The sequence below is a fragment of the Dietzia sp. IBK-p2-15D genome, assembly GCF_057773105.1.
Window position 1 is genome coordinate 22538 of sequence record NZ_JBYMTK010000011.1, and the last position, 25706, is coordinate 48243.

Sequence of the window (25706 nt, forward strand, 5' to 3'; positions counted from 1 at the left end):
AGCGGGCGGACCCTTTTCGATGAGAGGAGGGGCTCCGCCCCTATGACCTACGACAACAGCAATACGGACTGGGCCTTCGAGACGCGTCAGATCCACGCCGGGCAGCCCGTCGACTCCGACACCGGAGCCCGGAATCTGCCGATCTACCAGACCACCTCGTACGTGTTCGCCGATGCCAAGCAGGCGGCCGACCGTTTCGCGCTGGCGGAGATGGGCCCCATCTACACCCGCATCACCAACCCCACCGTGGCAGCGGTCGAGGATCGCATCGCCTCGCTGGAGGGCGGCGTCGCGGGTCTGCTGTTCGCGTCGGGACAGGCGGCCGAGACCGCCGCCATCCAGGCGATCGCCCAGTCCGGCGGCCACGTCGTGGCGTCCCCCCGCCTGTACGGCGGCACCGACACCCTGCTGCGCCACACCCTGCCCAAGTACGGCATCGAGACGACGTTCGTCGAGAACCCCGACGACCCCGCCTCGTGGGAGGCGGCCGTGCGCCCCAACACGAAGCTCTTCTACGGCGAGTCGATCTCGAACCCGCTCAACGACATCCTGGACATCCCGGCCATCGCCGAGGTCGCGCACCGCAACCAGGTTCCGCTCGTCATCGACAACACCGTGGCCACCCCCTACCTCATCCGCCCGCTGGAGCTGGGTGCTGACGTGGTGGTCTCCTCGGCCACCAAGTACCTCGGTGGACACGGGGCCTCACTCGGCGGCGTCCTGGTCGACGGTGGCAAGTTCGACTGGCGTGTGCAGCGCGACGGCCAGGACGTCTTCCCGTCCTTCACCACCCCGGACCCGGCCTACCACGGCCTCGTCTACGCCGATCTCGGCGCGCCCGCTCTCGCGCTCAAGGCCCGGGTGACCCTCCTGCGTGACACCGGCGCGGCGGCCTCCCCGTTCAACGCGTGGACCCTCGCCCAGGGCATCGACACGCTCAGCCTGCGGGTCGAGCGCCACGTGTCCAACGCGCAGCGCATCGCCGAGTGGCTCGAGGCCCGCGAGGACGTCGCCAAGGTGCAGTACGCCGGCCTCGCGTCGTCGCCGTACAACGAGCTGCAGAAGAAGATCTCCCCGAAGGGCGCGGGCGCGATCGTGACGTTCGACCTGGCCGTGCCGGAGGGCACGTCCGACGACGATGTCAAGGCCCGTGCCTGGGCGTTCATCGACGCCCTCAAGCTGCACTCGTGCCTGGTCAACATCGGTGACGTGCGGTCACTCGTGTGCCACCCCGCGACCACCACCCACTCGCAGGGCACCCCCGAGGCCAACGCGATCGCCGGGATCACCCTCGCGACCGTCCGCCTGTCGGTAGGCATCGAGTCCGCCGATGACCTCATCGGCGACCTCGAGCTCGGTTTCGCCGCGATCTCCTGACCCGCCCCCATGGTCCGCTCTTCCGATCCGCTCGCGCTGCTGCCCCCGGGCGACGGCACCCTCGGCCACGTCGCCCTCGGCGACATCACGCTGGTCACCGGTGTCGTCCTCCCGGGGGTGACCCTCGCGGTCCAGCGGTGGGGGCGGATCGCGGACGACCGGTCCAACGTCGTGCTGGTCGAACACGCACTCACCGGTGACTCGCACGTCGTGGGGCCGGTCGACTCCCTGCACCCCACCCCGGGGTGGTGGAACGGGCTCGTCGGGCCCGGACTCCCGCTGGACACCGACCGCTACTGCGTGTTGTCCGTGAACGTCCTGGGGGGCTGCCGGGGGTCGACGGGGCCGAGCTCGCTCCACCCCGACGGCCACTACTGGGGCGCGCGGTTCCCGGCCGTCTCGGTGCGCGACATGGTCGAGTCCGAGCGGTTGCTGGCGGACCTGCTGGGGATCGGCCGCTGGGCGGCGGTGATCGGCGGCTCCATGGGCGGCGCCCGGACGCTGGAGTGGATGGTCACGTACCCGGACCGCGTCCGTGCGGCGTGCGTCCTGGCCGTCGGCGCCCGCGCCTCCGCCGACCAGATCGGCATCCAGACTGCCCAGATCATGGCCGTGACCTCGGACCCGCACTGGCAGCAGGGCGGATACCACGGCACCGGCCGCACCCCGGTCACCGGCCTGGGAATCGCGCGACGCATCGCGCACCTGTCCTACCGGGGCGAGGTCGAACTCGACGAGCGCTTCGCCAACCGGCCCCAACCCGGTGAGGACCCCCGGGGCGAGGACCTGTCCATGTCGGGCCGCTTCGCCGTGCAGTCCTATCTCGATCACCAGGCCGGCAAGCTGGTCTCCCGCTTCGACGCCTGCACGTACGTCCTGCTCACCGACGCCCTCAACCGTCATGACGTCGGGTTGGACCGGGGCGGCGTCGAGGAGGCACTGCGCACCTGCCCGGTCCCGTGCGTGATCGGCGGCGTGACCACCGATCGTCTGTACCCGCTACGGCAACAGCACGAACTGGCCGACCTGCTCCCCGGTGCGGACCCTCTCGTGGTCATCGAGAGTCCCGCCGGCCACGACGGCTTCCTCACGGAGGACCACGTGGTGGGACCGATGCTCGAGCGCACTCTCGAACTGGCCGAGCAGGGCACCTCCGACCGGACGCGAGGTCATGCGTGAACGACCACGACCACACCCCCCGCCCGGCCGTGATGGGGCTGGCCGGCCTCGCGGCGGGTTTCGGCGTCATCGGGATGGCGATCGGGTTCGCCACCCTGCTGGGACTCACCGCGACCGCCTCCGGCGGTCACGACACGACGGGCTTCGGCCCGGCCATCGCCTCCGCCGCCTCCGCGTTCGTCCTGGGACTCGTGCTCGTCGTGGGGGCCGTCCTGTTGTGGCGCGCCCACCGCGCCGCTCGCGTGGTGATCGGGGCGGCCGTGGCCCTGCTCGCTCTCAGCTCGCTCGCGCGGATGGTGGTGGACAGCGTCACCTTCATCTCCGTCGTCGGCACGGTCCTGTCGCTGCTCGCCCTGACGGCGATGGGGTTTCTCCTCGTCTCGCCAGGGGTACGCGACCACGTCCGCGACGGGGTACCGCTTCGGCTCCGGTGACCCGGCTCCGCTACCCGGTGCCGAGCGAGTCGACCGATGTCGCCAGCCACAGGATGACGACGGCGAGCCCGGTGTAGAAGGCGACGTCGAAGGTCCGTCCCCGGACCCCGAGCAACCGCGCCCGCTCATCAGGCACCGCCGCCCGTAGGACCGCCGCGGCCAGCGCGACCACGCCCAGCAGGAACGCGCCGCGTCGCCACCGCTCCAGGATCACGAACCCCAGCGCGACCATCACCCCCGCCAGCACGAGCGCGAGTGGCCACTGCGCCCGCACCTGCGCCCACGTCAGACGCGCGGGCCGCGTACGGCGCGGCCTCGCGTCGGTCGCCCCGTCACGGGGCCGGTCGGGAGCGGGGTGGGTCATCGGGGGCCTAGTCGCCCGAGTCGAGCCGCTCGCAGCGCTCGACCACGTTGCTCAGCAGGAACGCCCTCGTCAGCGGGCCCACGCCGCCCGGGTTGGGCGAGACCGCCCCCGCGACCTCCCACACGTCCGGGTGCACGTCCCCGGCGAGCTTGCCGTCCAACCGTGACACGCCGACGTCCAGCACCGCGGCTCCGGGCTTTACCATGTCGGCGGTCACCATGTGGGCGACGCCCGCAGCGGCCACGATCACGTCGGCCCGCCGCGTCTCGGCCGCCAGGTCGCGTGTCCCGGTGTGACAGAGGGTGACGGTGGCGTTCTCACTGCGCCGGGTCAGCATGAGCCCGATCGGACGGCCCACGGTGACGCCGCGCCCGATCACCACGACGTGCGCGCCGTCGAGCCCCACCCCGAACCGACGCAGCAGGTGGATGCTGCCGTTGGGGGTACACGGCAGTGGCGCGGGTTCGTTCAGCACGAGCTTGCCCAGGTTCACCGGGTGCAGGCCGTCGGCGTCCTTGTCCGGATCGATCCGCTCGAGGATCGCGTTCTCGTCCAGGTGCTTCGGTAGCGGCAGCTGCACGATGTAGCCGGTGCACGCGGGATCGGCGTTGAGTTCGTCGATCACGGCCTCGAGCTCGGCCTGGGTGGTGTCCGCGGGCAGGTCACGCCGGATAGAGGCGATGCCGACCTGCTCGCAGTCGCGGTGCTTCATCTTCACGTAGGAGTGACTACCGGGGTCGTCCCCGACCAGGACGGTGCCCAGTCCCGGGGTGATGCCCTTGTCCCGCAACGCGGTCACGCGTGCGGTGAGGTCGGCGACGATCTCGTCGCGGGTGAGCTTTCCGTCCAGCTTGATCGCGGTCACGCGGACCAGTATCCCACTCCCCGGCGGGTCCGTCGGCACGGCGCTGCGAGAATGGCCCCATGACCGGTGTGGGTGTGCGTGTGTTGTTCGATCGTCCGTGCATTCCGCCGAATACGGGCAACGCGATCCGGATGGCGGCGGGGGCGGGTTGCGAGCTGCATCTCGCCGGCCCGCTCGGCTTCGACCTCTCCGCCCCGCAGCTGCGGCGTGCGGGGCTGGACTACCACGACCTCGCCCACGTGGAGGTGCACGAGGATCTCGAGGCCGCGTACGCGAGCCTCCTGCCCGCGCGGGTCTGGGCCTTCAGCGCGAGGGCGGACCTGGCGCTCCCGGAGGTGCGGTTCTCCCCCGGCGACGTCCTGCTCTTCGGTCCCGAGCCCACGGGCCTGTCCGAGGAGGTGCTGTCCGACGATCGGGTGACGGCGACGGTGCGCATCCCCATGCTGCCGGGTCGCCGGTCGATGAACCTGTCCAACGCGGCCGCGGTGGCCGTCTACGAGGCCTGGCGCCAGCACGGTTACGCCGGCAGCTAGCACCTTTCCGCCCGCATGACTTAGAATTTCGGCATGCCGAAATTCTGTCCGAGCGGTGCCCGTAAGCCCCGTGGTGTCCGCCCGTCCGCCGTGGCGGTCGCCGCCTGCATCACGGCGATCTCGGCGTGCGCGGTCGGCCCCACCGGTGCGGCCGACGTGGACGACCGACCGCGGTTCGCCGACACCGGTGACCGGGTGGTGGTGGCCACGACGTTCACGGTCCTGGCCGACATGGTCCGCCGGGTGGGCGGGGACCGGGTGCAGGTGGAGTCCGTCACCACCCCGGGCGCCGACGTGCACCAGTACGAGCCGTCCGTCGAGGACCTCAAGCGGGTCGAGGGCGCGGATCTGGTGGTGAGCAACGGCCTCGGGATGGACGACTGGCTGCTGCGCTTCATCGACGGCACGGACGCGCGCCACGTGGTCACCTCCGACGGGGTCGATCCCCTGCCCGTCCGGGCGGGCAACTACACCGGCAGAGCCAATCCGCACGCCTGGATGTCACCGCTCGAGGGGGCCGAGTACATCCGCACGATCGCCGCGGCGCTCTCCGACCTCGACCCGGACGGCGAGAGCGGGTACACCGCCCGCGCCGCCGACTACATCGGGGAACTGGAGCACATGACGGACCGGGCCCGCGCGGCCGTGGAGTCCGTCCCGGAGGACCGGCGCGTGCTGGTCACCTGCGAGGGTGCGTTCTCCTACCTCGCCCGCGACCTGGGCCTCCAGGAGCTGTACCTGTGGCCGGTCAACAGCGAGAACCAGGGACTGCCCCGCCAGATCACGGCCCTGATCGACGAGATCCGCGAGCGCGAGATCGGCGCCGTGTTCTGCGAGTCGACGGTGTCGGACGCCGCCATGCAGCAGGTCGCGGACGAGACCGGCAGTCACCTGGCCGGCCTGCTATACGTCGACTCGCTCTCCGGCCCGACCGGACCGGTCCCCACCTATCTGGACCTGCTCGACCACGACCTCGAGATCATCTCCCGGGAGCTGACGCCATGACCGACCGACCACTGCCGTACTCGCCGTTCACCGGGCCACCCCCCGTCGTTGTCACCGACCTCACCGTGGACCGTGGCCAGGTCCGCGCCCTCGACTCGGTCTCCCTCTCGGTTCCGAGCGGCGAGATCACGGTCCTGCTCGGCCCGAACGGCTCCGGCAAGTCCACCCTGCTGCAGGCGATGCTCGGCCTGGTGACCCCGTCCGCCGGGACGGTCCGCGTCCTCGGGTCGTCGGTCCGTCGCGCCCTGCGCAGCGGCCGGGTGGCGGCGGTCCCCCAGGCCGACGGCCTCGACGAGGGCTTCCCCGTGACCGCCGCCGAGGTGGTCATGCAGGGGCGCCGTCACTTCACCGGCCCCTGGCGCCGACCGAGCGCCGCCGACCGCGCCGCCGTGGCCGCAGCCCTCGACCGCGTGGGACTGTCCGGACTCGCGGCCCGCCGCATCGGCGAACTCTCCGGCGGTCAGCGCCGTCGTGTCCTGCTGGCACGCTGCCTGGCACAGGAGGCCGACCTGCTCCTGCTCGACGAGCCGTTCAACGGGATGGACGCAGGCAGCGAGGAGGTGTACATCGACGTGCTGCGCGAACTCACGGCCGAGGGTCGCACCGCGCTGGTCTCCACCCACCACCTGGGCACCGTCGAGCGGCTCGCGGACTCGGTGGCACTGCTCAACGGCTCCCTCATCGCCCACGGCCCGGTCGCCGAGACGACCACCCCGCAGATCCTGTCCACCCTGCTCGGCGCCCGGCAGACCGGCACCGCCGAGCGCACCGTCACCGAGGGAGCACTGCCGTGATCGACCTGCTCGCCGAGCCGATGAGCTACGACTTCATGCGCCGCGCCCTCATCGTGGTGACGGCCTCCGGGATCGCCGGCGCACTGCTGAGCTGCTGGCTGGTCCACATGGGCTGGTCGCTCATGGGTGACGCCGTGTCGCACGCGGTCCTGCCGGGGGTGGTGATCGCCGCGATGACCGGCACCCCGTTCGCGGTGGGCGCCCTGGTCGCCGCACTGGTCGCGGTCACGATGATCGGCGCGGTGCGCGAGAGCGGAACGGTGCGTGAGGACGCGGCGATGGGGATCGTCTTCACGGCCCTGTTCGCCCTCGGCCTGATCCTCATCGCCCGCTTCCCCACCCAGCAGGACCTGCACTCGATCCTGTTCGGCAGTGTGCTGGGCGTCCGCGACTCCGAGCTCGTCCAGGTGATGGCGGTCTCCGCGTTCACGGTCGTCGTGCTGCTGGCGTTCCGCCGTGACCTCGTCATGGTGGCATTCGACCGACTCCACGCCCACACCCTGGGACTGCGGACCCGGGCACTGACCGCCCTCCTGCTGGCGACGCTCGCCACCGCGACCGTGGCGGGGGTCCAGTCGGTGGGCGTGATCCTCGTCGTGGCGACGCTCATCATCCCGGGCGCGACCGCCCAGTTGGTTGCGGACACCATGCGGGGGACGATGATCCTCGCCGTCGTCGTCGCCCTCGTCGGCGGTGTCACCGGGCTGTACGTCGGCTACTACGCCGACCTGCCCCCGGGCGCCGTCGTGGTCCTCACCCAGGCCGTCATCTTCACGGTGGTACAGCTCGTCGCGCCCCGGCGCGGGGTCATCCCCCGGGCGGCGGCCGGCATGCGCGCGCGACGGTCGGGGATGATGTCGGCATGACCGTCGACCACCCGACCGGGCTCGCCGACCTCACCCCGACGATCCAGGCCTATCTCATGGCCGCCCACGCGCTGGGGTCCGGCGGCGACCCCGTCACGTCCGGCGCGCTGGCCGAACGGCTGGGTGCGTCCCCCTCCTCCGTCACCGAGGGCGTGCGCAAACTCGTGGCGATGGGCCTGGCCGAGCACCGCCCCTACGCGCCCGTCGAGCTCACCGAGGCCGGGCGGTCGTTCGCGGTGGCGATGGTGCGCCGCCACCGGATCATCGAGACGTTCCTGGCCCGGTGCCTGGACTACCCGTGGGACGAGGTCCACGCCGAGGCCGACGCGCTCGAACACGTGGTGTCGGACCGGTTCGTCGACGCCCTGGACGAGTTCCTCGACCACCCGCGCCGCGACCCGCACGGTGACCCCATCCCCACACGCGACGGGCGGGTCGACCCCCTCGGGGACGTGCCGCTGGATCAGGCCCCGGAAGGCGCTACAGGTGTCGTGACCCGGGTCTCCGATCGCGACAACGCCGTCCTGCGCCACCTCGCGGAGATCGGCCTGCGCCCCGATTCGCCCGTCGAGGTTGTCTCCCGACAGGTGGAGTTGGGGATCATCGGGGTGTCCCTGGGCGGGCGCCTCGTCCAGGTGGGGACGCCGGTGGCCGCCGCGGTGCGCGTCCGGGTCACCGCCGGGACGGGATCGGGCGACGACGGTTGAGCCGACCACGACGACGAGGTCCGCGGCGGACCCACCGCCCGCGGTCGCTCAGACCGCTCGGGAGACGGTGACCGGCGCTCTCGTGCGAGCAGCAGTGGCGTTGGCCGAGCGGTCAGGGTGGGCCGCCCGCGCGGCCGGCCACCGCAGGCCGAGTGCGACGAGGGTGGCCAGGACGATCGCCCCGTCGACCGCGGCGGCGGCCGGTGCCCCGGCCACCTCGTGGCGCAGCAGGAGCACGGCGGTCATGGTCATGGACGCCTTGTGGAAGACCACGACCACCCACAGCACGGCGGCCCCGGGCGGGGTGGCACCCAGGTAGCCGGTGAGGGCGGCGAAGACGAGCAGGCCGTAGGCCCGCCAATAGGCGGTGAGTTGGTACTCCGGGGTGATGGTGGGTGCCTCGAGCCCGGCGGCGACTCCCAGCCCCAGGGCCACCGCCGCGGTCGACAGGAGTAACGCCCGGTAGAGCAGGAGGCTGAGTCGGTCGGTCGCCATGAACCCGATACTCGCCGACCGGTGACGGCCGCACATCGGGGATTTCCCCGGGATCGGACCTGATTCCCGCGGCTCGCGTCGCCCGCAGCTGGGGCGGCTCGCGTCGCCCGCAGCCGGGGCGGCTCGCGGCTGCAGTAGCCCGACCCGCCCGGCCGCCCGACCCGCCCGGCCGCTACAGCATCGTCCCGGGGTTGAGGATGCCCTGCGGGTCGAGAGCGGACTTGATGCGCCGGCTCAGCTCCATGACGTCCTCCCCCAGCTGGGCGGGCAGCCACGGGGCCTTGAGCCGACCGACCCCGTGCTCGCCGGTGATCGTCCCGCCCATCCCGATCGCGAGGTCCATCACCTCACCGAACGCGATCCGGGCGCGTTCGGCCCGGTCCGGGTCGTCGTCCTCCAGGACGATGATGGGGTGGGTGTTGCCGTCCCCGGCGTGCGCGACCAGCGCGATCGGGATGTCACGGCGGGCGGAGATCTCCTCGATCCCGGCGACCAGATCGGGCAGCGAGGGCAGGGGCACGCCCACGTCCTCGAGCAGCAGGGTGCCGGTCTTGCCGAGGCTGGTGAACGCGGCCCGGCGGGCCATGGTGAACTGCTCACCCTCGTCGGGGTCGTCGGTGGCGAACACGTCGGTGGCGCCGTGGGTGCGGAACGCCTCGGCCATGAACCCGGTCTCGGCCGCGCGGTCGGGACCGGTGAGATCGGACTGGGCCAGGAGCATCGCCCCCGCCGTGGTGTCCAGGCCCATCCGTAGGTCCGCCTCGACGGCCCGGATGGAGACGGTGTCCATGAACTCCAGCATCGCCGGCCGGATCCGCCGGGTGATGGCCAGCACGGCCTCACTACAGGCGACCACGTCGGGGAAGATCCCCACCACCGTCGAGCGCGGCGGCTGCTCCGGGATCAGCCGGAGGATGATCTCGGTGACGATCCCCAGCGTCCCCTCGCTGCCGACGAACAGTTTGGTCAGGCTCAGCCCGGCGGTGTCCTTGAGGCGCGGCCCGCCCAGGCGCACCGCCGTACCGTCGGCGAGCACGACCGTCATCCCCAGGACGTAGTCGGTGGTCACCCCGTACTTCACGCAGCACAGTCCGCCGGCGTTGGTGGCGATGTTGCCGCCGATCGAGCAGATCTCATAGGACGACGGGTCCGGCGGGTACCAGAGACCGTGCGCGGCGACGGCCCGTTTGACCTCGGCGTTGTAAAGCCCCGGTTGGACGGTGGCCGTCCGGGTGACGGGGTCGACGTCGATGTCGCGCATGAGTTCGGTGGACAGCACGATTCCGCCCTGGACCGCCGTCGCGCCGCCGGAGAGGCCGGAACCGGCACCCCGCGGGACCACGGGGACGCCGTGCGCGCTCGCCCAGCGCAGGACCTCCTGCACGTCCTCGGTGGTGCGGGCCCGGACCACCGCCAGGGGCATGCCCGGGTCTGGGGCCTTGGCCCAGTCCTGGCGGTAGCCCTCCAGAAGGTCCGGGTCGGTGAGTATCCGCGCGGCGTCGAGGCGGGCTCGCAGTTCATCCAGCGGGGCGGCGGGATCGGGGCCACGGGACGCGGTCGGGGCGCTCATGGGATCGAACGTACGGTGTCGTGCCCGTGGGCGTCGGGGATCCGGGCAGTCGCTCGCCGGGGCGCGGCGGAGCGGCGGATGTCGGTGTCCCCCCGGGTTTTCGGACGACGACGAGGTGCGGGCATAGTGTCCTGGTGACCACGAGCCGGGGACCGCGATCAGCGCCCGCGGCCCCGTCCGTCCCGGGGCCCGGCCCCGCCTGGTTCGGTGCCGTGATGGGCACCGGCGGTCTGGCCACGCTCCTGCAGATCCATTCGGTGCGGGTTCCGGGGTTCGCGCCGGCCGCGGTGGTCATGGTGATCCTGGGCTGGGTTCTGTTGCTGGGGCTCGGCGCGGGGTTCGCGCGGTCGGTGGCGCGTGCCCCGGACATGTGGACGTCCTCGGTCCGCGATGCGGCGATGCTGCCGCTGTGGGGCATGGTCTCGATGGGTCTGCTCGCGGTGGGCTCGGCGTCCTTCGTGGTGGTCGATGCCCGCGCGCCGGCGCTGTCGACCATCGCGTTCGGGGTGGACGCGGCGTTGTGGGCTGCGGGGACAGTGCTGGGGTTGGCCACCGCGCTGAGATTCACCGTGTGGCTGGTCACCGCCCGACCCGACCATCCGTTGCCGACGTGGGCGTTGCCGGTGGTGCCGCCGATGGTGTCCGCGGGTGCGGGGGGCCTGATGTCCAGGCACGTCGCTTCGGAGGCCGTCCGCTCGGTTCTGGTGGGGGCGTGCACGGTGTGTTTCGTGCTGGCCCTGGTGCTGGGCGGCGCGGTGATCGCCAGGACGTATCACCACGCCTGGTTCCGGACTCCCGTCCCGGTGGAGTTGGCGACGACGACGTGGATCCCGTTGGGGATCGTGGGTCAGTCCGCGGCCGCCGCGCAGGTGCTGTTCGGCGCGACCCTGGGGGGTGTCGCCCGGGCCTATGCCGCCTCGGTGCTGGTGGCGGGGGCCGGGCTGGGCGCTTACGCGGTGTTCTCCACGATCAGGGGCTTCCTGGCGCGCATGCCGTTCAATCCGGGGTGGTGGGCGATGGCGTATCCGCTGTCGACGTGCGCCCTGGGGTCGTTCTACCTGGATTGGGATGCGGCGAGTGTGTTCTCGGTGATGGTGCTGATCGTCATCTGGTCGCTGTGCGCGGTCGCCAGTGTGCGTGCGATCGCGAGGGCGCGGGCCGCCTGACAGGGGACGACTCACCGGAAGTCCCGACTGTGACCGATGGCCATACCCAGGTGGAGGCGTTCGATCTTGTCCGCCACCACGCTGACCGCGCCCGAGCGGTTCTCCACGGTGCCGCGGACGATGAGCGCCGGGGACGCGGAGACGATCGGCCGGTATCGCGCCCACAGTCCCACCGAGCACACGACGTTGGTCATGCCCGTCTCGTCCTCGAGGCTGAGGAAGGTCACGCCCTCCGCGGTGGCGGGTCGCTGACGGTGGGTGACGGCTCCGGCGACCTCGACGCGGCTGCCGTCGGGGACGTGGGCGAGCCCGGCGGTGGGGCATACGCCGCGGGAGTCGAGCCACGGTCGGGCGTGGACGGTCGGGGATTCCTCGGGGCTGATCCCGGTGGCCGACAGGTCGGCGGAGGTGAGTTCGAGGACGCTCATGCCGGGCAGGGCCGGGGCGTCGACCTGGCTGAGCCCGGGCAGCATGCCGGGCTTCTCGCGGGCCGCGGTGGCCGCCGACCACAGGGCTGACCGGCGGCCGCCCGTGCCGAGCGAGTCGAGCGCCCCGGCGGTGGCGAGCGCCTCCATCTGCCGGACGGACAGGCCGGTGCGGCCGGCGAGGTCGGCGGCGGAGGTGTACGGGCCGTGGGTGTCGCGTTCGTCGGCGATCGCGGTGGCCAGGTCCTCACCGATCGCCCGGACCGACTCCAGCCCGAGGCGCACCTCGGCACCATCGTTCTCGCAGGTGGCCCCACCGAGTGAGCGGTTGACGCACGGTCGGTGCACGGTGACACCGTGCCGGCGGGCGTCGGCGACGAGCGACTGCGGCGAGTAGAAGCCCATGGGCTGGCTGCGCAACAGCGCCGCGCAGAAGATCGCCGGGTGGTGGCACTTGAACCATGCGGAGTAGTAGACGATGGCGGCGAAGGACTGGGAGTGGCTCTCGGGGAAGCCGTAGTTGGCGAAGGCGCACATCTTCTCCCAGATCCGCTCCCCCACCTCCGGCCCGGTGACCGGGGTCCCGGGCGGGCTGGCGCCTATCCCGTGCAGGTCGCGCATCCCGTCGAAGAACCGTTCCTTCAGTCGGGCCATCCGTTCGGGTGACCGCTTGGACCCCATCGCGCGGCGCAACTGGTCGGCTTCCGCTCCGGTGAAGCCCGCGATGACGGTGGCGATCTGCATGAGTTGCTCCTGGAACAGCGGGATCCCCAGCGTGCGTCCCAGCACCTCCTCCAGCGCGGGGTGGTCGAACACCACCTTCTCCCGGCCGTTGCGGCGACGGATGTAGGGGTGCACGGACCCGCCCTGGATCGGGCCTGGACGGATGAGCGCCACCTCGACCACCAGGTCGTAGAACGTCCGCGGTCGGAGCCGGGGCAGGGTGGCCATCTGTGCGCGGGACTCCACCTGGAACACACCCACCGAGTCGCCCCGGCACAGCATCTCGTAGACCTGCGGATCCGCGAGGTCCAACCGGGCCAGGTCCACGTCGAGATCCTTGTGTTCCGCCGCGAGGTCGATGGCGTGATGCAGTGCGGTGAGCATGCCCAGGCCCAGCATGTCGAACTTGACCAGCCCGACCGCCGCGCAGTCGTCCTTGTCCCACTGCAGGACCGTCCGTCCCGGCATGCGTGCCCACTCGACGGGTACCACGTCCGCCACCGGGCGGTCACAGATCACCATGCCGCCCGAGTGGATCCCCAGGTGGCGGGGCAGTCCGACGAGCCGCCGTGCCAGCGCGAGCACATCGGGCGGGACGGTGTGCTCGGTGGCCTCCCTCTCGTGGTTCTTCAACCCCGACCACCGGTCGACGCTCTTCGACCACGCGTCCTGTTGCCCCGGGGAGTAGCCCAGGGCCCGGGCCACGTCCCGCACGGCCGATCGTCCGCGGTAGGTGATGACGTTGGCGACCTGGGCGGCGTGGTTCCGGCCGTACCGGGAGTAGACGTACTGGATGGCCTCCTCCCGACGGCCCGACTCGATGTCCACGTCGATGTCCGGCGGACCGTCTCGCTCCGGCGCCAGGAACCGCTCGAACAGCAGCTGGGCGCCCACCGGGTCGACGTTGGTGATCCCCAGCGAGTAGCAGACCGCCGAGTTGGCGGCCGAGCCGCGGCCCTGGCAGAGGATGCCCTCGCGGTGGCAGAACTCGACGATGTCGTGGACGACGAGGAAGTACCCGGGAAAGCCCAGTTCGGCGATCACCTGTAGTTCGCGGTCGATCTGCGCATACGCCTCCGGCGCCTCCTCGCGTGTCCCGTAGCGTCGGTCGGCGCCGGCGTAGGCGAGTTCGGCGAGCATCGTGTCCTCGGTGTAGCCCTCCGGGACGTCGAACGGCGGCAGCTGCGGGGCGATGAGGCGGAGGTCGAACGCGCACTCCCGGCCCAGCCTGTCGGCCCCGGCCACGGCGTCGGGCCAGCGGTCGAACAGCTCCGCCATCTCCTCGCCCGAGCGCAGGTGCGCCCCGCCCGCGGCGGGCAGGTGCGCTGCGTGGGTCTCCAGTGCGTCGCGCGCACCGAGCGCCGCCATGACCGAGGCCAGTCGCGCGTCCTCCGGCCCGGCGCAGTGGGCAGCGGTGGTCGCCACGACGGGCAGGCCCGCCTGCGCGGCGAGGCCCGCCAACGCGTCGCAGCGTTCCGTGTCCTCGGGAACCCCGTGACAGGTCAGCTCCACGACAACCCTGTCCCGACCGAACAGCTCGACGAGCTGCTCCAGGGCCGCGCGGGCAGCGGGGATGTCGAAGTCGGACGCCCCCGTCCCGCCGCGCTCCAGGGCCCGACGGACCCGGCCGCGACGACAGCCGGTGAGCACGTACCAGTGACCGTCGGCCGCCTCCGCGAGCTCGGTCATCTCGTACCGCGGTTCACCCTTGGCCCCACCCCGCAGGTGGGCGTGGGCGATCGAGCGCGACAACCGCCGGTAGCCCTCCTCGCCCCGGGCCAGGACCAGCAGGTGCTCGTCGCCCGGCAGTGAGAGCTCCGCCCCGAACACCGTGGCCAGTCCCAACTCGGAGGCGGCCTCGGCGAAACGCACGACCCCGTACAACCCGTCGTGGTCGGTGATCGCCAGCGCCGTGAGCCCCAGTTCCGCCGCGGCCTCTGCCATGGCCTCGGGTGAGGAGGCCCCGTCGAGGAAGCTGAACGCGGTGTGGGCGTGCAGCTCCGCGTACGGCACACGTCCCTGCGTGCGGCCCCGCTGTGGGGCCGTGTACCCGCCGCGCTTGCGTGACCAGGCAGGGGCGTCGCTGCCGTCGCCGGGGTGCGGGTTCTCGGCCCCGCGCGGTCCCGGGCGCCCGGAGAGCACCCGTTCGAGTTCCGACCACGTCCTGGGCCCGTGGTACCAGTTCACCGGTGCTCACCCGCCCGGTGTCGGCGGGTCCACTCAGAGCAGGGAGAGGGACTCCACGACCCACGCCGAGGCCTCGCCGGCGGGCTTGCGGCAACTCTGCTGGCGGGGCGGGAGCGGTCGCTTTCCTGCCTCGACCCGCCAGGCGCGACCGTCGGTGTGCCGGACGACGACCACGAGCGGGTCATCCGGGTCGACGTCGACGATGAGATCGTCGATCCCCGCCTCCACGCCGGACTCCCGGACGGCGACCTCTGCCACCTGCCCGGCCGGCGCCCACGTGCTCCGACCCCGCAGGTGCTCGGTGACGACCCGGCCGTCCAGTTCGGCCTCGACGATGCGGGCCGCGAGATCCGCCTCCGCGGGTCCGTAGGTGTAGCCGGTGCCGGGGAGCAGCAGGACCGGGGCGAAGCGGTGCCCGCCGGTGTGAGAGCACTCCCACACCGCGGCGTCCGGATCGAGCGCGGAGAGGCGGGCTCCGACCAGTTCATCCAGTCCGGCCACGACCGGGCGACCCCGGACCGCACAGCACTGGTCACGTTTGGCGTGGGTGCACACCAGCGGCACCGGGGCCGAGACCTCGCGGGTGCCGGCCACGTGCCCACCGGGCGAGAGGTCCAGGTCGAGCATGTCCGCGGGACGGTCGACACGGCCGACCCGGATACTCCGCCGGCCGGGCCTGGTGTCGCACAGGTAGAAACGGTGACGGTCGATGCGTTGGCCCTCGCGGCCCGGGCGTCGGATGAAGAGCATCCGGGATCCGCAGGCCGAGACGTGCTCCTTGAGTCGCTCGGACAGCTCCTCGCCCAGAGCCTCGCCGTCGAAGATGTCGCGTCCCCAGCGCGCGGGAACCTCCAACAGGACCCACGATTCCTCGTGGGCCGCGGTACCGGCGGGCGGCTCATCGGCCGACTGGAGGGAACACCAGGCAGTGAGTGGGGTGGGATCGATGACTGACACGCCCCCATGGTGCCCCACCGCGCGACGTGGTGTAACTGTAGCCACCTCGTGGGACAAAAGTGATGAGAGGGACTTAAGCTGGGGGCATGCGTACCCGACATCGCCGCCTCGTAGCGGCCGCCGCCCTGACCGCCACCGCGTCCCTGGCCATGGCGGGCTGCGGGGCCGACACCTCGACCGACGCCCCCGCCACCAGCCAGACGACCACCGCGGGATCCTCCCCCGCCGCCCTGGCACAGGCTCTGTCGCCGGAGGAGACCGAGGCCGCCGACCCCACCGCCGGCCCGACGGACTCCGCCCCCAAGCGCGAGGAGTCGGACGCTGCCGCCGGGCGCGCAGAACTGGTGGTATCCGAGATCCGCATGGGCAATTTCCAGGGCAAGGACCGCGTGGTCTTCGAACTCGACGGTCGCGGGACCCCGAGCTATGCCGTGGACTATGTGGACAGCCCGGCCCAGCAGGGCAGCGGCTTCCCGGTGGAAGTGCCGGGCGACTCCTTCCTGCAGGTGACGATCGGCGGCCAGGTCCTGCCCACCCAGACCGGCATGGAGGAGGTCCCCGTGGGCACCGTGGCCGGCGACGACGCGACCGGGGTGGCGGGCGTGGCGTTCACGGGACAGTTCGAGGGGCAGGCGCAGTCCGTGATCGGCCTCGAGGGCTCGGACCGGGCATTCTCCGCCTTCCTGCTGCAGAACCCGACCCGCCTGGTGGTCGACATCGAGCGCTGAGCCGCGCCGAGGGCGCCTCATCCGCGAACGGCTCATTCGTAGACTCCTTCCACGATCCAGTTCCCCTGTTCGTCCCCGAGCACGCCGCAGAGCAGCAATGCCGCCGCACGCTCGGGGACGACCTGTATGCGGGCCCGAGGGCGGCGAGGCTCGCCGTCGGGCGTCGGCTCCCACCAGGCCTCGTCGATCGGCCACGGCCGTGACCAGCCGAGCAGCGCGCAACGGCGACCGCCCACCTCGACCGCGGCAGGCCTGCCGCTGAGCAGACCCCGCGGGGTCACCCCCACGACATCTCCGGCTGCACTGCGCAGCACGACTCCCCTGACGAGGGCCACCCGCGCCGCGACGGCGGCTCCCGGGTCGCCGCTCTCGCGGATCTCCAACCGGTAGCCCGGCCCCGGCCACACCACCGACGGCGAGGGGGCGGGCAGCGCCCCCGGCCACGGCCCCTGAGCGGCGGGCTCGGCCGGGGCGTCACCGTACGGCAGTGACCGCACCCGCTCGGCCGGCCCGCGGCCGCCCACTTCCACGGGCACACGGACCGCCTCGGGCCCGAGCAGACCCTGGACCCGCACCAGTGCGCGGTGCACGCGGGCCTCCGCGAGCCCGGCCTCGCCCCAGAGCCCCTCCTGTACGCGGCCGGCGGGGACCACCTCCACCGGTTCCAGGACGAGGGCGGTGACCGCGCCCCCGGCCCCACCGGCGATCGCGGTCCCGGTGAGCCACCCCTCGAGTTGCCAGCGGAGCCGATCTGCCGTGCCCTCCGGGGTGAGGGGCGATGAGCACCGCCACACCCGGTTGACCTCCGTACCGCCCTCCACCCGGGCGGTGATGGACAGACGCAGGCACGAGACGCCGGCCGCGGCGAGCACGGCGTGCAACTCCCCCGCCAGCCGCCGGCCGAGGAACGCGGCCTCGTCGACACGCTCCAGTGGCGGGTCGCACCGGTGCTCGACCGCCGACCCCGTGGGCACCGCGGACACCGAGGGCGGACGCCACGGGACGGCGCGGGCGATACGGTGCGCCACCGCACCCCCCTCCCCGAAGCGGGTGGCCACATCACGCGGCGGTAGCGCGGCGAAGTCGCCGAGCGTCCGCACGCCGAGGCGGTGCAGCAACCCGACCAACTCGGACAGCACCTCGGGGTCCCCCAACGCGGGTTCCACCACGAGTGCGTCCACAGGCAATCCGGCCAGGTAGTCAGCGTCCCCACCTGGTTCCAGCAGTGCCGAACCGCGGGCCCCGAGCACGGCCGTGGGCAATTCGTCCGCGAGGCCCACCTGACACTCCGCGCCGGCGGCCGCCACCGCGTCGACGACGCGGGTGACGACCTGTTCGACCCCACCGTGGAAGCGCAGGGCACCCGCTGCGGAGAACACGAACAGTCCGGGGCGTAGCACCTCGATACCCGGGACGACGGCATCGAGCGCCTGCACCACGGGCTCGAACCACGCGGCGTCCCGGGCCGGGTCGGCCGCGACCACCACGAGTTCGGGACAGCGGAACTGCGCCTCACGCCGGCGCAGACCACGACGCACCCCCACCGCGCGGGCGACGGCGTTGCACGCGAGCACCCCCCGGGGCCCGACGACCGCCAACGGAAGATGCAGCCCGTGCCCCTCGGCCCGTGCCGCCGCGACCGTCGGCCAGTCCGGGCACCACACCGCCATGACCCGGGCGCTCATCCCGCCGCCACCCATTCCGCGGTCCGGGCGGGTGCCGCCCGGCCGGAACAGCGCACCACCGTGGAGACCGAGGCCAGCCGACCCGCGCCCGCACCCAGTCCGCCGTAGCGGCAGTGCCGCCCCGCCAGTGTCAGCTCCGCCCCGGGCCACCCGGCGCCCACGAGCAACACCGCGCCAGCGGCTCGGACCCGCCCCGCCAGCACCCGCGCACGGGACGGGGCGACCGGGGCCACACCAGGCCCCAGCAAGACCAGGTCCAGCCCGTCGAGCAGGACGGACACCACCGCTGCGGGATCCGGGCCGGGATCCGGGACCAGCGCCAGACAGTCCAGTCGACCTCCCTGCTCGGCCACCGCGGCCACGCCGAGCTCCGGCCACCCGACCACCGCGCACCTGGCACCGGCGGCCGTGGCCGCGGCGAGCAACCCCACCCGTAGGGTGGCGCTGCCGGACACCGCCGTGACGCGGCCCGCGGGCAGCACCCCACCCGGCAACAGGGGCGCCACCGACCCCGGAACCGCGACTCCGGGAACCGCGATCTCCGCCGCTTCCGCGGGGGCAACGGGGGCAGCCGGAGCAGAGGGCGCAGAGGGCGCAGAGGGCGCAGAGACGACCGAAGCCGGCCCTGCCGGGGCCTGGGCGCGAACCGCGGCGGGTGCACCGCCGCCGGGCATCGCGGCCAGGCGGCGACGCAGCTCCGTGACACGCTCCTCCCGGCCGAGGCCGGACAGGTCGACAGGTGACGTCGCCACTACCATCATCCCCACCTCCCACCGGGTCCGACACGCCGGACAGACCATTGATCGAATGGCTTTTCGAGTACGCGATCAGTGAACACCACGGGTACGACATCGCGCAAGAACACCTGTTCGACAGGCCGGAACGCGCTTCACCGTCGGACCCACCGGCTACGCTGTGTCCACCACAGAGAGGACAGCCATGGCCGGACTACGGTTCCGACTCCGACAGATCAGCCGCCGCTTCTGGTTTCTCCCTGCCGTGATGACCCTCGTCGCGTTGGGCCTCGCCCACCTGGGGACGTGGTTGTCCACCAACCCGGGCACGAGTGACGAGGCGGCCTCCTGGATCTACGGCGGCGGCGTGGAGGGCTCCCGGAGCATCCTCGCCGCCGTGGCGAGCAGTTCGATCGGCGTCGGCGGCACCGTCTTCTCCATCACCATCGCCGCCCTCTCCTACGCCGCCGGCACCATGGGGCCGCGCCTGCTCCAGAACTTCACCGAGGACCGCGGCAACCAGATCACACTGGGCGTCTTCATCTCCACCTTCGCCTTCAGCCTCTACAGCCTCCGCACGGTCACCGGTGGCGACGAGGGGACCCCGTTCGTCCCCCAGTACAACGTCACCCTCGCCCTCATCCTGGCGCTCGGGTGCATCAGCGCACTCGTGTACTTCATCGGCCACGTCACCGGGTCGATCAACACCACCCGCGTCGTGAACCTCCTCACCACGGATCTACGTTCCTCCCTGCTCACCGCCACCGAACTGACGGATCCGGACCGCGATGTGCTGCCCCCACCAGAGGAGGAGTTCTGGGCGGACGCGGAGACTCTCCTCGTGGAGAAGGGCGGCTACCTGCAGCTCGTCGACCACGAGCGGCTCGTCGAACTCGCCGTCGAGACCGGGACGACGATCCGGCTCCTCGTGCGACCCGGGGATTATCTCTATCCGAACTCCCCCGTGGCCGAGGCCGTCCCCACCCTGCCCGAGGGCATCATGCCCGCCCTCACGGTCGGCGAATCCCGTACCCGCGACCAGGATGTCGAGCACGCCGTCCGCCTCCTCGCCGAGGTGGGCACGCGTGCACTGAGTCCCGGGACCAACGACCCGTTCACCGCCGTCGACGTCGTGGACCGCTTCGGGGACGCCCTGTGCACCCTCGAGGACAGGGAATGGCCGACCGGGGTGCACGCCAGAGACGGGGAGGTCCGCCTCGTCGTGGCGACCTCCGACTTCGCCGGCCTCGTCGCCACGATGTTCGACCAGATACGGCAGTACGGTGCGGGCGCTCCAGCGGTCAGCATCAGGGTCCTCGACGTCCTCGCCGTCGCGACGCAGGTCCTCGATGATCCCGACCGCCGTGCGGTCCTCACCCACCACGCCACGAAGCTCCGTGACGACGCCCTCGAAGCCACCCGCAACGCCGATGACCGGATCACCATCGAGCGTCGTCACCGCGCCGTACTGGACGCCGCCGGATAGCGGGCCGAGCCGGACGGCAGGGCCCACCGGCGTTCCTCCGATACCCACCGGGCGGCGACCCCACGCCTCTACCCTTGCGGGCATGAAGGCCTCCGTCGGGAATCGCATCGTCCTCATCGGCGCCGGGGACGTGGGTATCGCCTACGCCTACGCGCTCGTCAACCAGGGGCTGGCCGACCATCTGACCATCATCGACATCGACCACGACAAACTCGTCGGAGAGGTCATGGACCTCAACCACGGGGTCGTGTGGGCACCCTCCCCCACCCTCGTCACCGAGGGCACCTATGCCGACTGCACCGACGCCACCATGGTGGTCATCTGCGCCGGCGCGGCCCAGAAACCCGGCGAGACCCGCCTCGACCTCGTGGGCAAGAACATGACGCTGTTCGAGAACATCGTCGGTGACGTCATGGCAACCGGGTTCGACGGCATCCTGCTGGTGGCCACCAATCCCGTCGACATCCTCACCCAGGCGTCGTGGCGCTACTCCGGACTGCCCGCCGCGCAGGTCATCGGCTCCGGCACCATCCTCGACTCGGCGCGCTTCCGGTTCATGCTGGGCCAGTACTACGACGTGGCACCGATGAGCGTGCACGCCTCGATCATCGGGGAACACGGCGACACCGAGCTGCCGGTCTTCTCCTCCGCCAACGTCTCCGGGGTGCCGCTGCGCCGCGACCTGGCGGGCGACCCGGCCAAGCGGGAACGTCTGACGCAGATCTTCGACGAGACCCGGGACGCCGCCTACCGGATCATCGACTCGAAGGGGTCCACCAGCTACGGCATCGGGATGGGGCTGGCCCGCATCACCCGGGCGGTGTTGCGCAACGAGCAGGTCTCGCTACCGGTCTCCACCCTGCTGCGGGGCGAGTACGACCAGGACGGGATCTTCATCGGGGTGCCCGCGGTGATCGGGCGGACCGGCGTCCAGCGGGTGGTGGAGCTGGAGCTCGACACCACCGAACGCGAGCAGTTCGCCCGCAGCGCGAGTGCACTGCGGGCGGTGTCCGAACAGTTCGAGATCCTGCGCTGACTCAGAGCGCGCCGGGGGGATCACTGGCCGGGAAGGACTCGTCACCCCACTCGTCGGCGACCGCGTCGTCGTGGTCATACCGGGCCTTGTCCGCGGGCTCCTCGGAATGCTCGCCGACACGGTCAGGGTTCTGCGGACTCGTCATGATTCATCCTCCTGCCGCCGTACGGGGCGTACGACGAGAATCAGGTTACCGGAGACCATCACCTCACCGCCGGGACGACCGGACACCCAGAACCGCTACAGGAACAGAGGCGCACAATGCACACCACCCACTACACCGACACCCTGATCCTGCCCGCCCCGGACACCAGGGCCGTGGCGGCGACCGCCCCGCCCTCCGGGAAGGGGTCGGTGGCCGAGCTGCAGTACGAACGACTCTCGGGCGAGGACTACAGGTGGACGAGCGATGACCTGATCTTCGACGTGTACTGCCAGCGCAAGGATATAGCCGAGGTCGACCGCGCAGCCGAACGCGAACGGTTCTTCTCCACGGGCCAACCGTGCCTGCGCACCTCCCCGCTGGCCAAGACCTACGGCTGGGCGCTGCACTTCGACTCCGACGGGCGCATCGCGCTGCTGCCCATGGACTCGACGCGCGTGGCCGAGCTCGAGGCGGACCCGACGGTGACGGTCAGGGCCGCCATGAAGAGTTCCCGCTAGTAGCCCGGCTCGACGTCCGGCAGGAGACGCAACCACTCGAGCACAGGACCGGAGATCACCTGGCCGAACTGCTCGTACCCGCCGGGCCCGGGGTGGGCGCCGTCGCCGGCGGCGACCTCGCGCATCCACTGACCACCCGCCAGCAACACGTCGAAGGTCGGCACGAACGGCACCCCGGCCTCGTCGCACACCTGCGCCATGGTCTCGGCCCGGGCCGCGATCCGCTCGTTGACCTCGTCCCACACCACCGGCGGCGGCCCCACCACGAGGAACCGCCCCTCGGGCGCCCGGTCGATCATTCCGCGCAGCGCCGCGACGGTACCCGCCTCGTCGACGCGCAACGCACCCTCGTGCTCCATGACGTCGTTGACGCCGAACTCCGCGATCACCGCGGTCGTGGGGAACGCGGCCCGCCGACGATCGACCTCGTCCCAGCGGGCCAGGATCATCTCGGAGGTGTCCCCGCCGATCCCGGCGACCGCGGCGTGGATGTGCACACCGGCCGCGGGGCCGGCCTCGATCAGGTGCGCGGTCCACCCGCGGCCCGTGTCATCGCCGTATCCGGCCACGAACGAGTCACCGATGATGCACACGGGCAGGTCGCGCGGTTCGCTCATCCCGGTCACGCTATCGGTCCGGGTGGGTGCGCGGAGCCGACCCGGGCGAGAAACCACTCCGGCCGGCCGGCCGCGGGGATCAGTCCAGGTGCCGGGACTGCGCCCAGCGGGTCAGCGCGTGCCGGTTGGACTGCTGGGTCTTGCGGAGGACGTTGGAGGCGTGGGTCTCCACCGTCTTGACCGAGATGAACAACTCCTCGGCGATCTCCTTGTAGGTGTAGCCGCGGGCCAGCAGCCGCAGCACCTCCTTCTCACGCGGGGTGAGCGAGTCGACCTCGGGGTCGTGGACGGGCTCGCCACGATCGGCGGGGCCCGGGGAGGCGCGGGCGAACGCGTCCAGCACGAACCCGGCCAGTCGCGGGGAGAAGACGGCATCCCCGTCGGCGACCCGACACACGGCGTCTGCCAGGTCCTCGCCGGTGATGGTCTTGGTGACGTAGCCGCGCGCGCCGGCCCGGATCACGGCGATCACGTCCTCGGCGGCGTCGGAGACGCTCAGCGCGAGGAAGGTCGGTTCCGGGGCGCGGGCGGGATCGGCCACGCCGCCCGGGTCGGCCCCCAGCACCGACCGCAGCACGGCCACGCCACCGCCGTCGGGCATGTGCACGTCGAGCAGCACCACGTCGGGACGCACCCGGTCGATGCCGGTCACGGCCTCGGCGACGGAACCCGCCTCGCCGACGACCTCGATGGTCGACTGCCCGGCGAGTTCGGCACGGACCCCGCTGCGGAACACCGCGTGGTCGTCCACGAGGAAGACCCGGCACATCCCGCCGCCGCCCGTCGTCGACTCCCCCGACCCGTCCTGCGGCCCGTCCGTCATTCGCCCTCCAGCGGCATCTCGATCCCGATCTCCGTCCCGCGCCCGAGCGTACTGCGCACGCGCACGGTCCCACCGCGGCTCTCCACGCGGTGTCGGATGGACTGCGCGAGCCCGTGGCGGTCGCCGCCCACGGCATCGGGGTCGAAGCCGCGTCCGCGGTCGCGGACGAACGCGCTGAGCGTGCGTCCGTCGTTCTCCACGAACACGTCGGCGGTGTCGACGCCGGCGTGCTTGGCGACGTTGACCAGGGCCTCGCGGACGGCGCCCAGGACCGCCTCCCCGGCGTCGCCGACCGGGCCGTCGCCACCCACCACGACCTGGTCCACCCGCAGTCCGTAGACGTCCTCGACGTCGCCGACCATCACCTCGACCGCCCCCGCGAAGGTCGCCGCGCCCGAGGACATCCGGGAGCCGGCGCCGAACAGCCACTGTCGGAGCTCCCGTTCCTGCCGGCGGGCGAGCCGCGCCACCTGGCCCGGGTCATCGGACCTCTTCTGGATGAGTGCCAGGGTCTGCAGGACGGAATCGTGCAGGTGGGAGGCGATGTCGCTGCGTTCGGACTCGCGGATCCGCGCCGCGCGCTCCTCCTCGAGGGACCGCCACAGTCGCAGTCCGACCGGCACGCTGAGCAGTCCCACGCCGACGAGGGTGGCCACGACCGCGAGGAGGGACGACCGCAGCGCGGCGAACTCGACCTGACCGAGGACCACGACGGCGAGCCCGACGACGACGAGGGTGGCCCCTGCGGTGACCCTGGCCCAGTCGAAGACCGACCGCGGCGCGACTCGTCCCCCACCGTCGTACTGCTGCCAGACCAGCCCGGCCCCCAGGGCCACGACGAGGACGGGGACGATGACGCTCAGTCCCGTGGCGGTGGTCACCATGAACGAGAGCACCGCGCCCGCCACCGCCACGACGGCCAGTGCCATGCCGCGTCTGCGCTCGCGCTCGTCGCCCCGGCCCGCGCCCGCCGACGCGGGCCCCGTCGGGGTGAGCGCCCACAGCGCCGAGTACAGGGCCACGCCGGCGCCCGAGAGCGTGGCCAGCAGAACCATGACCAGGCGCACGTGGACGACCCGCACCCCGAGGTGGTCGGCCAGACCCACGCACACGCCCGCGACCACGGATCCGTCGCTGCCGCGGGTCAACCGCGGGTACCAGCGGAAATCGGTCGTCGCCACGGCGGCGGACCGCGCCTGTGGTCCGGCGACCGGGGACGCCGACCGGACCGCGGTGGCCGGCGCGGGATCGGTCGCGTTCTCACTCATGGACGCCATCGTCACAGATCATCGCCCCGAGGGGAATCGGGAAGTACCCGGATATCCACGGCCACGCTCGCCGGCGAGACACCCCCCTCCCGCAATCCGGCGACCAGGTCCCGGGAGATGGCGTCCTTGACCGACCGCGCACCGTGACTGCCCACGACGAAGCGGACGGTGGCGAGGATCCCGTCCTCCTGCAGCGAGACGAACACCTGCGGCCCGAACTCCCGGACATCGACCGCGTACATGCGGCTCATCTGCTGCATGCTCGCCATCGCCTCGTCGCTCAGCTCCCTCGTGTGCCGGTCGGCGCAGGCGTGGAACACGGTGTCGACACGTCGGAGATCCACGTCGAACGGCAGCTTGAGCGACAGTTCCTCCCAGAGGAAGGGGAACCCGCGGGTGTAGTTGTAGACCGCCTCGTCGAAGATGACGCCGTTCGACACCGTCACCACCCGGCCGGTGAACTGACGGCTCGGTACCCAGTTGCCGGTCTCCGCGCCGGCCATCGACGACGGGGATCCCATCTCCATGACGGTCGTGCGCAGGAAACCGAGCGACATCACATCGCCCCGGACCCCACCCACGGCGATCCGGTCGCCGACCGCGAACACCCTCCCCCGGAGGATGACGAAGTATCCCGCGAGACTCGCGATCACCTTCTGCAACGCGAACGCCAGGCCCGCGGTGACGAGTCCGACCCCCACGGTCAGGTCGGTTCCCGGGGTCACCCAGATGGAGAAGAGCGCCAGCACGGCCACGACGGCGGTGAACAGCTGCAGACTCTGCTTCGTCCAGAACCTCGACGCGGACCCGGCGGGCCCGGTGATCGCCTGCATCACCGCCCGCGAGATCGACGTGAACAGCGACAGCAGCACGAACAGCAGGATGCTGAGGAGCACCTTGAGAACGGTCCGCCCGCTGACCCCGACCAGCGTCACCCCGAAGAGCCGCAGCTGTTCGTCGGAGCCCAGGAAACCCATGACGGTGTCGACCATCCCGCCATCCTCCCTCCCCTACGGCCT

26 protein-coding genes are annotated in these 25706 nt (G+C 71.9%); 13 read left to right on the forward strand and 13 right to left on the reverse strand.

Features of this window, described 5'->3' with window-relative positions:
• Positions 1-42 precede the first annotated feature (42 nt).
• From AC3DEV_RS13955 to AC3DEV_RS13965, 3 genes are read left to right on the forward strand one after another with little or no spacing between them, the layout of a single operon-like run.
• The gene (locus AC3DEV_RS13955; RefSeq protein ID WP_488372496.1) at positions 43-1377 is read left to right on the forward strand and encodes an O-acetylhomoserine aminocarboxypropyltransferase/cysteine synthase family protein; all 1335 of its coding nucleotides are present in this window, start codon (positions 43-45) and stop codon (positions 1375-1377) included.
• A 9-nt stretch (positions 1378-1386) separates the two neighbouring features.
• Positions 1387-2556, forward strand: a complete 1170-nt coding sequence (gene metX, locus AC3DEV_RS13960; RefSeq protein WP_132063529.1) for a homoserine O-acetyltransferase MetX — start codon at positions 1387-1389, stop codon at positions 2554-2556.
• Complete coding sequence (locus AC3DEV_RS13965) at positions 2553-2990, forward strand: hypothetical protein (protein ID WP_120286201.1); 438 nt, start codon at positions 2553-2555, stop codon at positions 2988-2990. Before metX ends, AC3DEV_RS13965 begins: the two co-directional genes overlap by 4 nt.
• A 10-nt stretch (positions 2991-3000) precedes the next feature.
• Here AC3DEV_RS13965 and AC3DEV_RS13970 read toward each other — a convergent pair whose 3' ends face one another.
• The gene (locus AC3DEV_RS13970; RefSeq protein WP_120286202.1) at positions 3001-3354 is read right to left on the reverse strand and encodes a DUF3017 domain-containing protein; all 354 of its coding nucleotides are present in this window, start codon (positions 3352-3354) and stop codon (positions 3001-3003) included.
• Between the two features lie 7 nt (positions 3355-3361).
• Positions 3362-4219, reverse strand: coding sequence for a bifunctional methylenetetrahydrofolate dehydrogenase/methenyltetrahydrofolate cyclohydrolase (locus tag AC3DEV_RS13975; RefSeq protein WP_120286203.1), 858 nt, complete (start codon positions 4217-4219; stop codon positions 3362-3364).
• Positions 4220-4278: 59 nt separating this feature from the next.
• Between AC3DEV_RS13975 and AC3DEV_RS13980 the strand changes: the two genes are divergently transcribed.
• Genes AC3DEV_RS13980 through AC3DEV_RS14000 form a run of 5 tightly spaced genes read left to right on the forward strand, consistent with a single transcriptional unit; the run spans position 4279 to position 8124 of the window.
• Positions 4279-4752: a tRNA (cytidine(34)-2'-O)-methyltransferase gene (locus AC3DEV_RS13980; protein WP_120286204.1), complete on the forward strand. Its 474-nt coding sequence runs from the start codon at positions 4279-4281 to the stop codon at positions 4750-4752.
• 33 nt (positions 4753-4785) lie between these two features.
• Positions 4786-5757 (forward strand): metal ABC transporter solute-binding protein, Zn/Mn family, encoded by a 972-nt coding sequence (locus AC3DEV_RS13985; protein ID WP_488372497.1) that lies wholly within the window; start codon positions 4786-4788, stop codon positions 5755-5757.
• Positions 5754-6551, forward strand: a complete 798-nt coding sequence (locus AC3DEV_RS13990) for a metal ABC transporter ATP-binding protein (RefSeq protein ID WP_154830329.1) — start codon at positions 5754-5756, stop codon at positions 6549-6551. The genes AC3DEV_RS13985 and AC3DEV_RS13990 overlap by 4 nt, the downstream gene beginning before the upstream one ends.
• Complete coding sequence (locus AC3DEV_RS13995; RefSeq protein ID WP_488372498.1) at positions 6548-7417, forward strand: metal ABC transporter permease; 870 nt, start codon at positions 6548-6550, stop codon at positions 7415-7417. Before AC3DEV_RS13990 ends, AC3DEV_RS13995 begins: the two co-directional genes overlap by 4 nt.
• Positions 7414-8124: a metal-dependent transcriptional regulator gene (locus tag AC3DEV_RS14000; protein WP_120286208.1), complete on the forward strand. Its 711-nt coding sequence runs from the start codon at positions 7414-7416 to the stop codon at positions 8122-8124. Before AC3DEV_RS13995 ends, AC3DEV_RS14000 begins: the two co-directional genes overlap by 4 nt.
• A 48-nt stretch (positions 8125-8172) precedes the next feature.
• Here the strand turns inward: AC3DEV_RS14000 and AC3DEV_RS14005 are convergent, their stop codons facing one another.
• Both AC3DEV_RS14005 and AC3DEV_RS14010 read right to left on the reverse strand, forming a co-directional pair.
• Positions 8173-8619 carry a hypothetical protein gene (locus tag AC3DEV_RS14005; protein WP_317471284.1) on the reverse strand — a complete coding sequence of 149 codons (447 nt, stop codon included), beginning with the start codon at positions 8617-8619 and terminating at the stop codon, positions 8173-8175.
• Positions 8620-8791: 172 nt separating this feature from the next.
• A complete protein-coding gene (locus tag AC3DEV_RS14010; protein ID WP_488372499.1) occupies positions 8792-10189 on the reverse strand; it encodes an FAD-binding oxidoreductase in 1398 nt (465 codons plus the stop codon).
• Between the two features lie 134 nt (positions 10190-10323).
• On the opposite strand from AC3DEV_RS14010, the gene AC3DEV_RS14015 reads away from it, so the two are divergent.
• Entirely contained in the window at positions 10324-11355 is a 1032-nt protein-coding gene (locus AC3DEV_RS14015) for an SLAC1 family transporter (protein WP_488372500.1), read from the forward strand.
• An 11-nt stretch (positions 11356-11366) separates the two neighbouring features.
• Here AC3DEV_RS14015 and AC3DEV_RS14020 read toward each other — a convergent pair whose 3' ends face one another.
• On the reverse strand, positions 11367-14690 hold the full coding sequence (locus AC3DEV_RS14020) for an error-prone DNA polymerase (RefSeq protein WP_488372501.1): 3324 nt from the start codon (positions 14688-14690) through the stop codon (positions 11367-11369).
• 33 nt (positions 14691-14723) lie between these two features.
• Complete coding sequence (locus AC3DEV_RS14025) at positions 14724-15647, reverse strand: ferredoxin family protein (protein ID WP_488372502.1); 924 nt, start codon at positions 15645-15647, stop codon at positions 14724-14726.
• Positions 15648-15733: 86 nt separating this feature from the next.
• On the opposite strand from AC3DEV_RS14025, the gene AC3DEV_RS14030 reads away from it, so the two are divergent.
• Positions 15734-16375, forward strand: coding sequence for an AMIN-like domain-containing (lipo)protein (locus AC3DEV_RS14030; protein WP_488372503.1), 642 nt, complete (start codon positions 15734-15736; stop codon positions 16373-16375).
• A 32-nt stretch (positions 16376-16407) separates the two neighbouring features.
• Here the strand turns inward: AC3DEV_RS14030 and AC3DEV_RS14035 are convergent, their stop codons facing one another.
• Positions 16408-18060, reverse strand: coding sequence for a DNA polymerase Y family protein (locus AC3DEV_RS14035; RefSeq protein ID WP_488372504.1), 1653 nt, complete (start codon positions 18058-18060; stop codon positions 16408-16410).
• Positions 18057-18818 carry a hypothetical protein gene (locus tag AC3DEV_RS14040; RefSeq protein ID WP_488372505.1) on the reverse strand — a complete coding sequence of 254 codons (762 nt, stop codon included), beginning with the start codon at positions 18816-18818 and terminating at the stop codon, positions 18057-18059. The genes AC3DEV_RS14035 and AC3DEV_RS14040 overlap by 4 nt, the downstream gene beginning before the upstream one ends.
• A 181-nt stretch (positions 18819-18999) precedes the next feature.
• Between AC3DEV_RS14040 and AC3DEV_RS14045 the strand changes: the two genes are divergently transcribed.
• Both AC3DEV_RS14045 and AC3DEV_RS14050 read left to right on the forward strand, forming a co-directional pair.
• On the forward strand, positions 19000-20280 hold the full coding sequence (locus AC3DEV_RS14045) for a DUF2254 domain-containing protein (protein ID WP_283466704.1): 1281 nt from the start codon (positions 19000-19002) through the stop codon (positions 20278-20280).
• Positions 20281-20362: 82 nt separating this feature from the next.
• Entirely contained in the window at positions 20363-21316 is a 954-nt protein-coding gene (locus AC3DEV_RS14050) for an L-lactate dehydrogenase (RefSeq protein ID WP_069389173.1), read from the forward strand.
• A gap of 1 nt (position 21317) precedes the next feature.
• On the opposite strand, the gene AC3DEV_RS14055 is transcribed toward AC3DEV_RS14050, so the two are convergent.
• Entirely contained in the window at positions 21318-21461 is a 144-nt protein-coding gene (locus AC3DEV_RS14055) for a hypothetical protein (protein ID WP_167457923.1), read from the reverse strand.
• Between the two features lie 116 nt (positions 21462-21577).
• Here AC3DEV_RS14055 and AC3DEV_RS14060 point away from each other — a divergent pair, with 116 nt between their 5' ends.
• Positions 21578-21979, forward strand: a complete 402-nt coding sequence (locus AC3DEV_RS14060) for a DUF6157 family protein (RefSeq protein WP_096905916.1) — start codon at positions 21578-21580, stop codon at positions 21977-21979.
• Here AC3DEV_RS14060 and AC3DEV_RS14065 read toward each other — a convergent pair.
• The 4 genes from AC3DEV_RS14065 to AC3DEV_RS14080 form a co-directional block, all read right to left on the reverse strand.
• A complete protein-coding gene (locus AC3DEV_RS14065; RefSeq protein WP_096907330.1) occupies positions 21976-22596 on the reverse strand; it encodes an SGNH/GDSL hydrolase family protein in 621 nt (206 codons plus the stop codon). The genes AC3DEV_RS14060 and AC3DEV_RS14065 overlap by 4 nt on opposite strands.
• 79 nt (positions 22597-22675) lie before the next feature.
• A complete protein-coding gene (locus AC3DEV_RS14070; protein ID WP_269502345.1) occupies positions 22676-23419 on the reverse strand; it encodes a LuxR C-terminal-related transcriptional regulator in 744 nt (247 codons plus the stop codon).
• Positions 23416-24687: an ATP-binding protein gene (locus AC3DEV_RS14075; protein WP_119192284.1), complete on the reverse strand. Its 1272-nt coding sequence runs from the start codon at positions 24685-24687 to the stop codon at positions 23416-23418. The genes AC3DEV_RS14070 and AC3DEV_RS14075 overlap by 4 nt, the downstream gene beginning before the upstream one ends.
• A gap of 11 nt (positions 24688-24698) precedes the next feature.
• Positions 24699-25679: a mechanosensitive ion channel domain-containing protein gene (locus tag AC3DEV_RS14080; RefSeq protein WP_119192262.1), complete on the reverse strand. Its 981-nt coding sequence runs from the start codon at positions 25677-25679 to the stop codon at positions 24699-24701.
• Positions 25680-25706: the final 27 nt, after the last annotated feature.